The following is a 14,665-nucleotide window of genomic DNA, read 5'->3' as shown; positions in this document are numbered from 1 at the left end:
CTTCGTCCGCAGGAACGCCTCCGTGCCCTCGGTGGGGCGGTGGTACATCCACGACAGCAGGCCCAGCGCGAACATGTTCTTGCTGCGCTCGGCCTCCTTCCGCGACAGCCCGAACTCCTTCAGCGCCTCCACCGTCAGTGTCGTCAGGGGCACCGGATGGATGTTGTACGCGTCCAGCGAGCCGTCCTCCAGCGGGGAGGTCGCGTAGCCGACCTTCGCCATCGGGCGCTTGGTGAACTCGTCGGTATTGACGATGATCTCCGCGCCGCGCGGAACGTCCGCGATATTCGCCTTCAGCGCCGCCGGATTCATCGCCACCAGCACATTCGGGGCATCGCCCGGCGTCAGGATGTCGTGATCGGCGAAATGCAGCTGAAAGGACGACACGCCCGGAAGAGTTCCGGCGGGGGCGCGAATCTCGGCGGGAAAGTTCGGCAGTGTCGAGAGGTCGTTGCCGAAGGACGCGGTTTCCGAGGTGAAACGGTCACCGGTGAGCTGCATTCCGTCGCCCGAGTCACCCGCGAATCGGATGATCACACGATCGAGGCGGCGGACTTCCTTGCCGCTCCCACCGGGCCGCGGCGACGTGCGCTGCTCGCCGACCACTGAGTCCTCGGCCCCGTCGGCCTGCTCGGCCGGGCTACTGACCTGGCTGGTCACTGAACTGGACCTCCTTCGAGGCGTGGGCGCTCGCTCCCAAGGCCAACCCTACGTCCGTGAGGTCATTCGTCCCTGGGTCGCCCGAATTCTGGACCGTCCTTTGGGGGGCGGTCTGTCCGACAGACGTCGTGCAGTACGCGAAATATTCCAAACCTCCGGGCGATGGCGCCGGACCCCGACAGGTGCGTTTCGGGACCGGTACCACCACACCTCACCTGACAGAGTGTCAGTTGATCAAGATCTTAGATAGGTGAGAACCGCCAGTACACGCCGGTGATCCCCCACACTCGGGGACAGACCGAGCTTCATGAAGATATTGCCGACGTGCTTTTCCACCGCGCCGTCGCTCACCACGAGCTGCTTCGCCACCGCGGAATTCGTGCGCCCCTCGGCCATCAGGCCCAGTACCTCGCGCTCGCGCGGCGTCAGGTTCGCCAGCACGTCCTGCTTGCGGCTGCGGCCCAGCAGCTGGGCGACCACCTCGGGGTCCAGGGCCGTACCGCCCCTGGCCACGCGCACCACCGCGTCCAGGAACTCCCGGACCTCGGCCACCCGATCCTTGAGCAGATACCCCACCCCGGTGCTGGAACCGGCCAGCAGTTCGGTGGCGTACTGCTCCTCCACGTACTGCGACAGCACGAGCACCCCGATCCCGGGATGGTCGCGGCGCAGCCGCACGGCGGCCCGCACCCCCTCGTCGGTGTGCGTCGGCGGCATCCGCACGTCGGCCACCACCACGTCCGGCAGCGCGCCCTGCGCCGCCAGCTCGTCCACCGTCTTGATCAGGGCTTCCGCGTCCCCGACGCCGGCGACGACGTCATGCCCCCGGTCGGTCAACAACCGGGTCAGGCCCTCGCGCAGCAGCACTGAATCCTCGGCGATGACCACCCGCACCCTGTCTTCCACTTCTCAGCAGCTCCCGCATCCACTCGTCACCCGCATACCTGGCAGACCCAAGCATCCCAGCCGGCCGCCCCGACAACGGCGAATCCGGGCCAACTGGTCGCCGTCGGCCGGTATTCGACCATGCGATGCCGTGCGGTGCGTCGGGCTCGGCGGACCGGCCGCCGGGCACGCGGACGGGACCCCCGCCCACCCGGACGGGGGTCCCTCGGCAAGTCGAACGAGATGGCCTAGCGACCCGGTACGCCGGCCGGCTCGCGGTCGCGCCACGGCAGCTCGGCGGTGGCCGTCGTACCGGCGCCGGCGGGGGAGTCCACGACCAGCACCCCGTCCACCGCGTCCAGTCGCCCGGTGAGCCCCGCCAGCCCCGACCCGGCCGCGGCCGACGCCCCGCCCCGGCCGTCGTCCGCGACCTGGATCAGCACCCGGTCGCCGGACCGCCAGACGTCCACGCTCGCGGTACGGGCCATCGCGTGCCGGCTGATGTTCTGCAGCAGCTCCGACACCACGAAGTACGCGATGCCCTCGATCGCCGCCGCCGGCCGGGCCGGCAGGTCCACCGACACCCGCACCGGCACCGCGCAGCGTGCGGCCACCGAGGACAGCGCCGCGTCCAGTCCCCGGTCCGTCAGGACCGCCGGGTGGATGCCCCGCGCCAGGTCCCGCAGCTCCTGGAGGGCGATCTTCACCTCGCCGTGCGCCTCGTCCACCATGCGCGCGGCCTCCCGGGGGTCCTCGGTCAGCTTCTCCTTCGCCAGCCCCAGTTCCATGGCCAGGGCCGCCAGGCGGGCCTGGGCCCCGTCGTGCAGGTCCCGCTCGATGCGCCGCAGGTCGGCGGCGGCGGTGTCCACCACGACGCCCCGGTCGGACTCCAGCTCCGTGACCCGGTGGGCCAGCCGGGAGGGGCCCAGCAGGCCGGTGACCAGCACCCGGTCCACGGTCGTCAGGGCGCGCAGCACCCAGGGGGTGGCGAGGGTGAGGGCGAGCCCGACCAGGCAGGTGGTGGCGATGGCGAGCGGGGAGTCCAGGTAGAAGGAGTAGTCGTCGTTCTGGAACACCTGGAGTCCGGGCTGGTCGGTGAAGGTCGGGAAGACCCAGAACCAGAGCGGGTACAGCAGGAATCCCCACCCGTACGTCCAGAACACCAGCGCCACGCAGAAGCCGAACACCGCCCACGGGAAGTGGACCACCGAGTACAGCACGTGCCGCCAGGCGCTCCCGCTCTTGAGCAGGGCCCCCATGGCGGCCATCGCCCCGCTCTTGCGGGCCCTGATCGGCTCGGGAGCCGCGACGTCCACCCGCAGCAGCCCCCGCACCCGGGCCCGCTCCACCTGTCCGAAGCCGCGGCCCATCGCGAGCACCCCGGCCAGGACCGGAACCCCGAGGAAGGTCACGAGCAGACCGCCGCCGAGGCTCACCCCGGTGACGGCGAGGCAGAAGTACAGGGTGCTCAGCGGGAACCCGAGCATCAGGAACCCCAACTCCCGCCAGGTCCGCGCCGCCACCGGAGCCCGCAACACCGTGCCGATCGTCGTGCCTGTGCCCGTGTCCTCGCCCATGATCCCGACCCGCCCTTCGTGTCCGCCCGTTACCCCTCAACCCTGCCGCCGGGCCGCCCCCGGAACCATGCGGCGGGTCGGCCTGTCCGGAGGGGGGTTAACCCCACCCCGCACGGCCCCACCCCACCCCGCCCGGCCCCGCACGCGAAAGCGGGACCCCCGTCCACCCGGACGGGAGCCCCGCACCCACCACGTCGCCGCAGGGAGCCGAACGAGACGACGGGACCTACCGGACCGGTACCTCCGCCGGCTCGCGGTCGCGCCACGGCAGCTCCGCCGTGACCGTCGTCCCCACACCCTCCGGGGAGTCCACGACGAACACCCCGTCCACCGCGTCCAGCCGCTCCGTCAGCCCCGCCAGGCCCGAACCGGCCCGCGCGGACGCGCCACCGCGCCCGTCGTCCGACACCCTGATCAGCAGCCGCGGACCCGTCCGCCACACCTCCACGCCCGCGCCCCGCGCAGCCGCGTGCTTGCTGACGTTCTGCAGCAGCTCCGACACCACGAAGTACGCGATGCCCTCGATCGCCGCCGCGGGCCGCGCCGCCAGGTCCACGTGCACCTTCACCGGCACCAGGCACCGCGCGGCCACCGAGGACAGCGCCGCGTCCAGCCCCCGGTCCGTCAGGACCGCCGGGTGGATGCCCCGCGCCAGGTCCCGCAGCTCCTGGAGCGCCAGCTTCACTTCCCCGTGTGCCTCGTCCACCATCGCGGCCGCGCCCTCCGGGTCCTCCAGCAACTTCTCCTTCGCCAGGCCCAACCCCATCGCCAGGGCCACCAGCCGGGCCTGGGCCCCGTCGTGCAGGTCCCGTTCGATGCGCCGCAGGTCCGCGGCCGAGGTGTCGACGACCACCGCCCGGTCGGACTCCAGCTCCGCGATCCGCCGCTCCAGCTCGTCGGAGGGGGACAGCAGGCCCCGCACCATCGCCCGGTCCACGCTCGCCAGCCAGCGGGCCACCCACGGCAGGACCGGCCACAGCACGAACAGCCCCGTCAACGCGACGGTGAAGGTGAGCACCCCCCAGGGCAGCCGGACCAGTTCGAACAACACGGTCCGCCAGGCGACGGGATCCTTGATGCTCGACCACAGCCAGGGGAAGAACCCGCCGGAGCGCAGCGGGCCGGGGATCGGCGTCGGCTCGTCCACCCGTACGCCCAACAGCCACCGGGAACGGACCCGTTCCAGCTTGCCGAGCTGCCGCGAACCGAGCAGCCCGCACGCGAGCAACGGCAGCCCGATCGCGGTCACGGACAGACCGCCCGCGGTCGAGACCATGACCACCGTGTAGACGAAACCGATCAGCGCCGCCGGCAGATTGCTCAGCAGGTACGCGATCTCCTTCCACGTGGCCGCGCCGAAGGCCGCACGTACGGGTGGGAGGAGGTCGTCCTGGGAAGTGCGGATGCTCGCGGTCATGCCGCACAGCCTGCCAATTTCCGTCCGGCGTCGCCATGGGGTGGCCCGGCGGCGGTGAACGGGGGATAACCCCACCCCGCGTGGCCCAGGCCCTAGACTCCCGTGCGTACCAGATCACCCAGATCGTCGACAGTGGCCGAGGAGCGAGGAACGGACGTGCCCGACCCAACGGTATCGACCGTGACCGTGTACGCGGCGGACTACTTCCGAAGCTATTCGGTCGTCGGCCTGCTCGCCGTGCTCGGCGTGCTGTTCGTCGCCGTGGCCTTCGGCGCCGGCCGACTGCTGCGGCCCGTGGTCCCCACCCCCGAGAAGCTCCTGACGTACGAGTGCGGCGTGGACCCCGTCGGCGAGGGCTGGGCGCACACCCAGGTCCGCTACTACGTCTACGCGTTCCTCTACGTCATCTTCGCCGTCGACTCGATCTTCCTGTTCCCGTGGGCGACCGTGTTCGCCGCCGCCGGCTACGGCGCCACGACCCTGGTGGAGATGTTCCTCTTCCTGGGCTTCCTGGCCGTCGGCCTGCTCTATGCGTACAAGAAGGGCGTCCTCGAATGGCTGTGACACCGGCGGGGACACCGGCCGAGCCGCAGCCGCTTCCCGAGCCGAAGCGGCTGGGAGTGCTCTCCCGACTGGCACCCGAACCCATGAAGGTGGTCCTGAACTGGGGCCGCCGCTACAGCCTGTGGGTCTTCAACTTCGGCCTGGCCTGCTGCGCGATCGAGTTCATCGCCGCGTCCATGGCCCGACACGACTTCATCCGACTCGGTGTCATCCCCTTCGCGCCGGGTCCCCGGCAGGCCGACCTGATGATCGTCTCGGGCACGGTCACCGACAAGATGGCCCCCGCCGTGAAGCGGCTCTACGAGCAGATGCCCGAGCCGAAGTACGTCATCTCCTTCGGCGCCTGCTCCAACTGCGGCGGACCGTACTGGGACTCGTACTCCGTCACCAAGGGCGTCGACCAGATCATCCCGGTCGACGTCTACGTGCCCGGCTGCCCGCCGCGCCCCGAGGCGCTGCTCCAGGGGATCCTCAAGCTCCAGGAGAAGATCGCCCGAGAGTCGCTCGCGGACCGCTACGCGAATCCGTCCGTCGCCCAACTCACCAGCGGCCTGGTCACGCCCCCGCCCGCGCCCTCGGCCACAGCGGGGGCCGGCGCGTGAACCTCTACGACTCCCTGCCCGACGCGGCGGCGACCGTCTTCGGCGCCGAGGCCGTGGGCTCGTTCGCGTACGACGTCCTCACGGTCGACGTGCCCGTCGGATCCTGGATCTCCTCGCTGGAGATCGCCCGCGACAAGCTGGGCTGCACCTACTTCGACTGGCTGAGCGCGGTGGACGAGCCGGGCACCGGCTTCCAGGTCTGCGCGCACGTCGTCTCGCTGGAGGACCACCGCGTACGACGCCTGCTGCTGCGGACCACCGTCCCGCACGCGGCGGCCTCGCTGCCGTCCGCCGTCGCCGTCTACGCGGGGGCGCAATGGCACGAGCGGGAGACCTTCGAGATGTTCGGGGTGATCTTCACCGACCACCCCCACCTCGTTCCCCTCCTGCTCCCCGAGAACTTCGAGGGCCACCCGCTGCGCAAGGACTTCGTGCTCGCGGCCCGCGTCGCCAAGGCCTGGCCGGGCGCCAAGGAGCCGGGCGAGGCACACGACCCCGACGCGCCGAAGCGACGACAGATGCTGCCGCCGGGCGTTCCCGACCCCAACGACTGGGGCCCGCTCAAGGGCCAACTGCCGCCGGCCCCCACCCGCCCCGCCCGCACCCCGCGCGCGGCCGGCGGCGCGGGCGCCCCGGCCCGGACGCCCCGCGAGGGCGCGCCGGTCCGCCGTACCCGCTCGGTGGCCGAGGGCTCCGCGACCCAGGCACCCCCGGCCGAAGGCGACGCCCCGGTGCGTCCGGTGCGGCGCAGCCGGTCGGTCGCGGACGGCTCCGCGAGCCAGGCCGGCCCGCCGGGGCCTGCGTCCGGGGCCCCGGACGCGCCCTGGCACGACCCGAAGCCCGCCTTCGAGGAACCGGCGCCGGCCGCGACGCCCGCACCGCCCGAGCCGCCCCCGGCCCAGACTCCGACGGACGGACCCGCCCCGGACGAAACCCCGGAGGAAACCCCGGACAAGAAGCCGGACACGGCCCCGGGCAAGGCCCCGGCCAAGAAGCCGGACCCGGCACCCGGGTCCGAGTCCACCCCCGACCCCACCCCCGAGACCGGAGGCGACGCGTGAACGACGTCCTCGACGTCGCCCTGCGACTGATCGTCGTCTTCGTCGTCTTCCTCGTGCTCCCGCTCGTCGTCGGGCAGACCGAGCACAAGGTGATGGCCCACATGCAGGGCCGCCTCGGCCCCATGTACGCGGGCGGCTTCCACGGCTGGGCCCAGCTCGTCGCCGACGGCGTGAAGTTCGCGCAGAAGGAGGACATCGTCCCGGCCGACGCCGACCGGCGGATCTTCCAGCTCGCCCCCGCCGTCGCGCTGCTCCCCTACCTCCTGGTCCTCCTCGTCATCCCCATCGGCCCCGGTGAGGGCGCGGTCGGCCAGGTCATCGACGCGGGCCTGTTCTTCGCCCTCGCCGTCATGGGCGTCGGCGTACTCGGCAGCCTGATGGCCGGCTGGGCCTCGGCGAACAAGTTCTCCCTGCTGGGGGGTCTGCGTACCGCCGCTCAACTGCTGGCGTACGAGCTGCCCATGCTGCTCACGGCCGCCTCGGTGGCCATGGCGGCCGGCACGGTCTCCCTCCCCGGCATCGTCGACGCCTTCCAGTGGTGGTGGCTGCCCTGGCAGATCGTCGGCGCGCTCGTCTTCTTCATCGCCGGCCTCGCCGAACTCCAACGGCCGCCCTTCGACATGCCCGTCGCCGACTCCGAGATCATCTTCGGCGCGTACACCGAGTACACCGGCCTGCGCTTCGCGCTGTTCCTGCTCGCCGAGTACGCCGGCATCGTCGTCCTGTGCGGCCTCACCACCGTCCTCTTCCTCGGCGGCTGGCACGGCCCCTTCGGCGGGGACGACCTGGGGTGGGTCTGGACCCTCCTCAAGGTCGCCGTCCTCGCCTTCGTGGTGATCTGGCTCCGCGTGAGCTACCCCCGACTGCGCGAGGACCAGTTGCAAAAGCTCGCCTGGACCGTCCTCATCCCGCTCGCGCTCGCCCAGATCGCGCTCACCGGCATCGTGAAGGTGGCGATCAACTGATGCCCGTTCCCGGATCCGGCCTGGCCAAGGGCCTCGCCGTCACCCTGCGCACGATGACGAGGCGCTCGCACACCGCCCAGTACCCCGACGTGCAGCCCGAACTCCCGCCGCGCAGCCGCGGCGTCATCGCGCTGTTCGAGGAGAACTGCACGGTCTGCATGCTCTGCGCGCGCGAGTGCCCCGACTGGTGCATCTACATCGACTCCCACAAGGAGACGGTGCCCGCCGCCGCCCCCGGTGGGCGCGAGCGCAGCCGCAACGTCCTCGACCGCTTCGCCATCGACTTCTCCCTCTGCATGTACTGCGGCATCTGCATCGAGGTGTGTCCCTTCGACGCCCTCTTCTGGTCGCCGGAGTTCGAGTACGCGGAGACCGACATCCTCGAACTCACCCACGAGCGCGACAAGCTCCGCGAATGGATGTGGACCGTGCCGGCCCCGCCCGCCCTGGACCCGGCCGCCGAGGAGCCCAAGGAGATCGCCGCCGCCCGCAAGGCCGTGGACAAGGCGGAAGCGGCTGCCGCCGCCGAAGCGGCCGCCGCCGCGGCCGCCGCGACCGAGACACCGACCGACCCGGAGGGAGACGCGTGAGCCCCGCCGCCACCCTGGCCGCCACCGGCCCCGGCTTCCTCTCCCCGACGGGCGTCGAGATCGCCTTCGTCCTCGTCGGCCTCGCCACCCTCGGCGCGGCGCTCGTCACGGTCACCACCAAACAGCTCGTGCACGCCGCGCTGTGGCTGGTCGTGGCGCTCGGCGGGATCGCCGTCGAGTACCTGCTGCTGACCGCCGAGTTCATCGCGTGGGTGCAGGTGCTGATCTACCTCGGTTCCGTGGTCGTCCTGCTCCTCTTCGGACTGATGCTGACCAAGGCGCCCATCGGCCGGTCCCCGGACGCCGACTCGGGCAACCGCCCCGTCGCCCTCGGCGTCGCGATCGTCGCCGCCGTCGCACTCGTCTGGGTCGTCGTCGACGCCTTCCGCACCACCTGGATCGACCTCGACGGGGCCGCCCAGGGATCCACCCGGGTCACCGGCGAGTTCCTCTTCCAGCACTGGGTGCTGCCCTTCGAGGCCCTCTCCGTGCTCCTCCTCGCGGCCCTGATCGGCGCCATCGTCCTGTCCCGCAGGAACGACCCCGCCGCCGGCCCCGACGACCAGAAGGGGCCGCGCTGATGCACCTCGCCTACCCGGCCGTCCTCGCGGCGCTCCTCTTCTGCGTCGGCCTGTACGGGGTACTCGCCCGCCGCAACGCCATCCTCGTGCTGATGGCCGTCGAGCTGATGCTCAACGCCGTCAACCTCAACCTGGTGGCCTTCGACGTCTGGCTGCGCGACGCCCTGCACGCCGGCCAGGCCCTCACCCTCTTCACCATCGCCATCGCCGCCGCCGAGATCGGCATCGGCCTCGCGATCGTGCTGACGGTGTACCGCAACCGGGGCACCTCGGACGTCGACCGACTGCGCGACACCGCCGAGGGCCACGAGCCCGCCCCGACCGATCCGAGCATCCAGAGCGAGGTCACCGCGTGAGCACCACGACCCTCGCGGTCCTCGTCCCCCTCCTCCCGTTCCTCGGCGCGGTGGCGGGACTGCTGTGCGGCCGCGGTGCCCCCGGCTTCGTCCGGCCGCTCGCCATCCTGCCGACGCTGGGCGCCGCCGTGCTGGCCGTGCTCGTCGCCGTCCGCCAGGGCGGCGGCCCGGCCATCGACACCGCGACCGAGCTGACCCCGACCGGCTCGGTGCCGATCGAGCTCGGCCTGTACGTGGACGGCTTCGCGGCCCTGGTCGCCGTGCTGGTCGGCGTGGTCGCCACCTGCGTGCAGCTCTACTCCACGGCCTACCTGCGCGAGGACCCGCGCTACCCGTCGTACGCCGCCCTGGTCTCCCTGTTCACCTCCGCCATGCTGGTCGTCGTCTACTCCGGCGACCTGATGGTGCTGCTCGTCGGCTGGGAGGTGATGGGCATCTGCTCGTACTTCCTCGTCGGCCACTACTGGGAGACCGAGGCGGCCCGCTCCGCCTCCCTGAAGGCCTTCCTCGTCACCAAGCTCGGCGACGTGCCCTTCCTCATCGGCCTGTTCGCCCTCGCCACCGACGCCGACTCCTTCCGGATCACCGAGATCCTGGACACCGTCGGCGCCGGCGGCCTCGACCACCCGACGCTGATCGCGCTGCTCCTGCTCGCCGGGGTCGCCGGCAAGTCCGCGCAGTTCCCGCTGCACACCTGGCTGCCCGACGCCATGGCGGGCCCCACCCCGGTCTCCGCGCTGATCCACGCCGCGACGATGGTCGCCGCCGGCGTGTACTTCGTCGCCCGCCTGCTCCCGGTCTTCGCGGCCTCCCGGGCCGCGCTGGTGGTGATGGCCGCCATGGCGGCCATCACCATGATCGGCTCGGCCCTCGCCGCCCTGGCCCAGGACGACATCAAACGCGTACTGGCCTACTCCACGATCGGGCAGCTCGGCTACATGATCGGCGCCCTGGCCGTCGGCGACCGGGGCGCGGCCGTCTTCCACCTCCTGTCGCACGGCGCGTTCAAGGCGCTGCTCTTCCTCGGCGCGGGCGTGATCATCCACGCCGCCGGGACGAACTCCCTGGCCGCCATGTCCCGCACGGCCGGCCTGGCCAAGCGCATCCCCGACGCGTTCTGGACGATGACGCTCGCGCTCCTCGCGCTCGCCGCCATCCCGCCCTTCGCCGGCTTCTTCTCCAAAGAGGCGATCCTCGTCGCCGCCGAGCGCACCGCCACCGGCCACTCCGACGTCGCCCCCGGCGCGGCCGGCTGGCTGGTGCTCGTCTCCGGCGTGCTGACCGCCCTGCTCACCGCCGCCTACGCCACCCGGCTGTGGCTGATGGCCTTCCGCGGCCGGGGCGCCGCCGCCCCCGACCACGGCAAGGAGCCCGTCGCCATGACCGGCGTGCTGTGGCTGCTGGCGATCCCCACGGTGGCCTTCGGCCTCGCCGCCGGCCCCCTCGCCGACTGGTTCGACGGCGAGCAGCTCACCCCGTCCGTGGTCACCTCGGTCCTCGGAGTCGGCGCCGCCGTCATCGGCGTCCTGCTGACCTACGGCCTCTGGCAGCGCGCCGGCGCCGCGGCATACGCGGCCCCCGCCGCGATCGGACCCGCGGCCGCCGCCGTCACCGACGAGCCCGCCGCCGTCGCGGCCGGTGTCTCCGCCGCCACCGCCGCGGCGGAGTCCGCCGCCGAGACCCCCGAGGTCGCGGAGGTCGCCCACGAGCACCCCACCGTCCCCGCGGGCCCCGCCCCCGACCCCGGCAAGGCGCTCCTCGGCCCGCTGCACCGCCACGCCGCGGCCGGCTTCCACCTCGACGCCGTCTACGACCGGCTGTTCGTCCGCCCCGTACGGGCCGCCGCCGGCCTGGTCCGCTTCCTCGACCGGGAGGTCGTGGACACGTACGTCCGCGGCGCGGGCGCGGGCCCCCGACTGCTCGGCGCCCTCGTCCGCCGCGCCCAGACCGGCAACGTGCAGAGCTACCTGAGCGCCCTGCTCGCCGGCGCCGTGGTCCTGGCCATCGCCACCGCCGTCCTCGCCAACGTCAACGCCGGATCGTGAGCCGTGAGTCAGCCGTGATTGATATCAGCCCGTCCGTCATGCAGTTCCTCCTGGCGTTCGTCGTGGCCGTACCGCTCCTCGGCGCCGTCGCCGCCCTCCTGCCGGCCCCGCCCGGCCTCAAGGGCAAGAGCCCCGAACAGGCCGTGCTGCGCCACGGCGTGACCGTGACCGGCGTGATCCTCGCCGCGACGATCGCCCTGACCCTGGGCTTCGACCACGACGCCCCGTCCCGATTCCAGGCGACGACGGACATCGGCTGGATCCCGGCACTGGACATCCGGATCCACCTCGGCATCGACGGCATCTCGCTCCCCCTCCTCCTGATGACCGCGTTGCTGTTCTTCCTCTGCGCGCTCTTCAGCTACTTCAAGCTCCCCGAGGGCCCCTCCCCGAAGGCCTTCGTCGCCCTGCTGCTCGTCCTGGAGTCCGGCACCCTCGCGACCTTCGCCGTCCTCGACCTGCTGCTGTTCTTCCTGGCCTTCGAGATGGTCCTCATCCCGATGTACTTCCTCATCGCCCGCTGGGGCGGCGCTCAGCGGCAGGCCGCCGCCTGGAAGTTCATCCTCTACACCCTCCTCGGATCCGTGGTCATGCTGCTCGGCCTGCTGCTGATCGGGCTGGACAGCGGCACTTTCGACATGGTGGCACTCGCCTCCGACAACGGCCGCGAACTGTCCCACACCACCCAGCTCCTGGCCGTGCTCGCCATCGGCCTCGGCCTCGCCGTGAAGACCCCCATGTGGCCCCTGCACAGTTGGCTGCCGGACGCGCACACCGCCGCCCCCACCGTCGGATCGGTGCTGCTGGCGGGCGTGATGCTGAAGATGGGCACGTACGGGTTCGTCCGCATCCTGCTGCCGATCACCCCCGACGGCATGGCCACCTTCGCCCCCTACCTCGGCGCGTTCGCCGTCGTCGGCATCGTCTACGGGTCCCTCGCCTGCCTCGCGTTGGCCCGCAAGGGCAACAAGGGCGACCTCAAGCGGCTCATCGCCTACTCCTCCGTCGGCCACATGGGCTTCGTGCTCCTCGGCATCGCCTCCATGACCCCCACCGGCGTCAACGGCGCGCTGTTCGCCAACATCGCCCACGGCCTGATCACCGGCCTCCTCTTCTTCCTGGTCGGCGCCCTCAAGGACCGCTACGGCACCGCCGACCTCGACACCCTCGCCGGGGCGACCGGCGCCGCCCTCTACGGCCGCGCCCCCCGCCTCGGCGCGCTCCTCGCCTTCGCCGCCGTCGCCTCCCTGGGGCTGCCCGGCCTCGCCGGGTTCTGGGGCGAGATGCTGGCCCTGTTCGGTGCGTTCGACCCGGCCGAGGGACTGCCCCGGTCGGCGTTCCTCACGTACACGGCCGTCGGCGCGTTCGGCACGCTGCTCACCGCCGGCTACCTCCTGGTCGTCGTCCGCCGGGTCTGCATGGGCGACCCGAAGGCCGGACCCGAGATCACCGTCGCGGACGTCCGGCACTACGAGTTCGCCGCCTGGACCCCGCTCGTCGCCCTCACCGTCCTCGCCGGCCTGTGGCCCGCCGTCCTCCTCGGCCTCACCGACCCGGCCGTCCAGAAGCTCCTCGCAGGAGGCAACTCATGACGGTCCTGTCCGCCGCGGGCGCGCAGACCCCGAGCCTGGTCCAGTCCGTGGACTGGCTCGCCATCGCCCCCGTCGTCATCACCGCCGCCGTCGCCCTCGTCGTCCTGGTCGCGGACCTCTTCCTGCCCGAGGAGCGCAAGCCGCTGCTCGGCTGGGTCTCCGTGGCCGGGCTCGCCGCCGCGACCGCCTCCCTGCTGCCGCTGCGCGCCGGCGACCGCGCCACCTTCTGCCTCACCGGCGACCCCGGCGCGTGCAGCTACACCGCGGACCACTTCGCGCTCGTCGTGCAGTTCCTGGTGCTGGCCGGCGCCCTGGTCACCGCCCTGCTGTCGGTCACCGCCGTCCGCGACGGCCGCATGCCGGCGGGCGAGTACTGGTTCCTGCTGCTCTCCTCGGCGGCCGGCGCGGCCCTGCTGCCCGCCTCCCGGGACCTCGCCACCCTGATCGTCGCCCTCGAGGTCGCCTCGCTGCCGGCCTTCGCCCTCGTCGGCATGCGCCGCGGCGACCGGCTGTCCTCCGAGGCCGCCCTCAAGTTCTTCCTGTCCTCGGTCACCGCCACCGCCGTGTCCCTGATGGGCGTCGCCTTCGTCTACGCGGCCACCGGCTCCCTGCACCTCGCCCAGGTCGCCGACCGGCTCGAAGACGTTCCCGCGCGGTTCGACACCCTCGCCATGGCGGGCGTCGCCCTCACCCTCGTCGGTTTCGCCTTCAAGACGGCGGCCGTCCCCTTCCACTTCTGGGTCCCCGACACCTACGTGGGCGCCCCGCTGCCCATCGCGGGCTACCTCTCGGTGATCGGCAAGGCCGTCGGCTTCACCGGCCTGATCCTCGTCACCGTCATCGCCTTCCCGGCGTACTCCGACATCTGGGGCCCGGCGCTGGCCGTCCTCGCCGCGCTGACCATGACCGTCGGCAACGTCGCCGCCCTGCGCCAGTCCGCCGACCGCCCGAACAGCGCCGTCCGCCTCCTCGCCTGGTCCTCGGTGGGCCAGGCCGGCTACCTGCTGGTCCCGATCGCCGCCGCCGCGTACTCCGACCGCGACCAGATCGGCTCCACCGTCGCCTACGCCCTCATGTACGCGGCCGTGAACCTCGGCGCCTTCGCCGTGGCCGCCCTGGTCGCCCGCACCAAGCCGCTGCACCGCATCGACGACTACCGGGGCCTGTACGCCGAGCGCCCCGCCGCCGCCCTGGCCCTGGCCTTCTTCCTGCTGTGCCTGGCCGGACTGCCGCCCGGCCTCATCGGCCTCTTCGCGAAGGTCACCGTCTTCCGCTCGGCGGTCGACGCCGGACTGGGCTGGCTGGCCGTGCTGATGGCGATCAACGTCGTGATCGCCCTGTACTACTACCTGCGCTGGACGGCCCTGCTCTTCCGCGCCCCGCGGGAGGCCGCGGGCGAGAGCGCGGGCGAGGGCGCGGCCACCGCCGGGGCCCGGGTGAAGGCCCCCCTGCCGATCACCGTCGCCATCGTGCTCACCGGAGTCACCGCCCTGGTCCTCTCGGGCGCCCCGCAGCTCATCCTGCGCTTCGCCGCGGGCAGCCTCTTCCCGCAGTAGCCGCCCGCCCCGCACGCCCGCCCACACGCCGTCCCGCACGCCGTGACCCGTACGGAGCAATGCCCACGGCCGCCCCGCCGCCCGGCCCACCGGTGCGGCGTCCCCGTCGTGCCCCGGGAACCAGACGCCCCCACCTCGCGTTGACCAGGAAGGAAGGGTCCACTGGACCGGAGACCCTTCGCACCGAAGATCCTGGACGGGGTCCCCCTGCCGC

Annotated in this window: 14 protein-coding genes; 10 read left to right on the top strand and 4 right to left on the bottom strand. The window is 72.3% G+C overall.

Annotated features, from left to right (window positions below; translation table 11 throughout):
* The 4 genes from ADK55_RS28480 to ADK55_RS28465 all read right to left on the bottom strand — a co-directional run.
* A partial coding sequence (locus ADK55_RS28480; protein WP_199826650.1) for a 2-oxoacid:acceptor oxidoreductase family protein occupies nt 1-660 on the bottom strand: 660 nt, incomplete at its 3' end.
* A 234-nt stretch (nt 661-894) separates the two neighbouring features.
* The gene (locus tag ADK55_RS28475; protein WP_053682661.1) at nt 895-1,554 is read right to left on the bottom strand and encodes a response regulator transcription factor; all 660 of its coding nucleotides are present in this window, start codon (nt 1,552-1,554) and stop codon (nt 895-897) included.
* Between the two features lie 239 nt (nt 1,555-1,793).
* A complete protein-coding gene (locus tag ADK55_RS28470; RefSeq protein ID WP_053682660.1) occupies nt 1,794-3,122 on the bottom strand; it encodes a sensor histidine kinase in 1,329 nt (442 codons plus the stop codon).
* A gap of 226 nt (nt 3,123-3,348) precedes the next feature.
* Complete coding sequence (locus tag ADK55_RS28465; RefSeq protein WP_053682659.1) at nt 3,349-4,539, bottom strand: sensor histidine kinase; 1,191 nt, start codon at nt 4,537-4,539, stop codon at nt 3,349-3,351.
* 156 nt (nt 4,540-4,695) lie between these two features.
* Between ADK55_RS28465 and ADK55_RS28460 the strand changes: the two genes are divergently transcribed.
* The 10 genes from ADK55_RS28460 to ADK55_RS28415 are packed head-to-tail and all read left to right on the top strand — an operon-like array spanning nt 4,696 to nt 14,451.
* Complete coding sequence (locus ADK55_RS28460) at nt 4,696-5,103, top strand: NADH-quinone oxidoreductase subunit A (RefSeq protein WP_053682658.1); 408 nt, start codon at nt 4,696-4,698, stop codon at nt 5,101-5,103.
* Nucleotides 5,094-5,705 (top strand): NADH-quinone oxidoreductase subunit B, encoded by a 612-nt coding sequence (locus ADK55_RS28455; RefSeq protein ID WP_053682657.1) that lies wholly within the window; start codon nt 5,094-5,096, stop codon nt 5,703-5,705. The genes ADK55_RS28460 and ADK55_RS28455 overlap by 10 nt, the downstream gene beginning before the upstream one ends.
* Nucleotides 5,702-6,766 (top strand): NADH-quinone oxidoreductase subunit C, encoded by a 1,065-nt coding sequence (locus tag ADK55_RS28450; RefSeq protein WP_053682656.1) that lies wholly within the window; start codon nt 5,702-5,704, stop codon nt 6,764-6,766. The genes ADK55_RS28455 and ADK55_RS28450 overlap by 4 nt, the downstream gene beginning before the upstream one ends.
* The gene (locus tag ADK55_RS28445; RefSeq protein ID WP_053682655.1) at nt 6,763-7,731 is read left to right on the top strand and encodes a complex I subunit 1/NuoH family protein; all 969 of its coding nucleotides are present in this window, start codon (nt 6,763-6,765) and stop codon (nt 7,729-7,731) included. The genes ADK55_RS28450 and ADK55_RS28445 overlap by 4 nt, the downstream gene beginning before the upstream one ends.
* Nucleotides 7,731-8,321, top strand: a complete 591-nt coding sequence (locus ADK55_RS28440; protein ID WP_199826649.1) for a NuoI/complex I 23 kDa subunit family protein — start codon at nt 7,731-7,733, stop codon at nt 8,319-8,321. The genes ADK55_RS28445 and ADK55_RS28440 overlap by 1 nt, the downstream gene beginning before the upstream one ends.
* The gene (locus ADK55_RS28435; protein ID WP_053682654.1) at nt 8,318-8,902 is read left to right on the top strand and encodes an NADH-quinone oxidoreductase subunit J; all 585 of its coding nucleotides are present in this window, start codon (nt 8,318-8,320) and stop codon (nt 8,900-8,902) included. The genes ADK55_RS28440 and ADK55_RS28435 overlap by 4 nt, the downstream gene beginning before the upstream one ends.
* A complete protein-coding gene (nuoK, locus tag ADK55_RS28430) occupies nt 8,902-9,258 on the top strand; it encodes an NADH-quinone oxidoreductase subunit NuoK (RefSeq protein ID WP_053682653.1) in 357 nt (118 codons plus the stop codon). The genes ADK55_RS28435 and nuoK overlap by 1 nt, the downstream gene beginning before the upstream one ends.
* The gene (locus ADK55_RS28425) at nt 9,255-11,303 is read left to right on the top strand and encodes an NADH-quinone oxidoreductase subunit L (RefSeq protein WP_053682652.1); all 2,049 of its coding nucleotides are present in this window, start codon (nt 9,255-9,257) and stop codon (nt 11,301-11,303) included. The genes nuoK and ADK55_RS28425 overlap by 4 nt, the downstream gene beginning before the upstream one ends.
* Before the next feature lie 38 nt (nt 11,304-11,341).
* Nucleotides 11,342-12,895: a complex I subunit 4 family protein gene (locus tag ADK55_RS28420; RefSeq protein WP_053682651.1), complete on the top strand. Its 1,554-nt coding sequence runs from the start codon at nt 11,342-11,344 to the stop codon at nt 12,893-12,895.
* On the top strand, nt 12,892-14,451 hold the full coding sequence (locus ADK55_RS28415) for an NADH-quinone oxidoreductase subunit N (RefSeq protein WP_053682650.1): 1,560 nt from the start codon (nt 12,892-12,894) through the stop codon (nt 14,449-14,451). The genes ADK55_RS28420 and ADK55_RS28415 overlap by 4 nt, the downstream gene beginning before the upstream one ends.
* Nucleotides 14,452-14,665: the final 214 nt, after the last annotated feature.

Source organism: Streptomyces sp. WM4235 (assembly GCF_001279725.1).
Taxonomy (GTDB): Bacteria; Actinomycetota; Actinomycetes; order Streptomycetales; family Streptomycetaceae; genus Streptomyces.
This window is presented reverse-complemented; position numbering and strand designations above follow the sequence as displayed.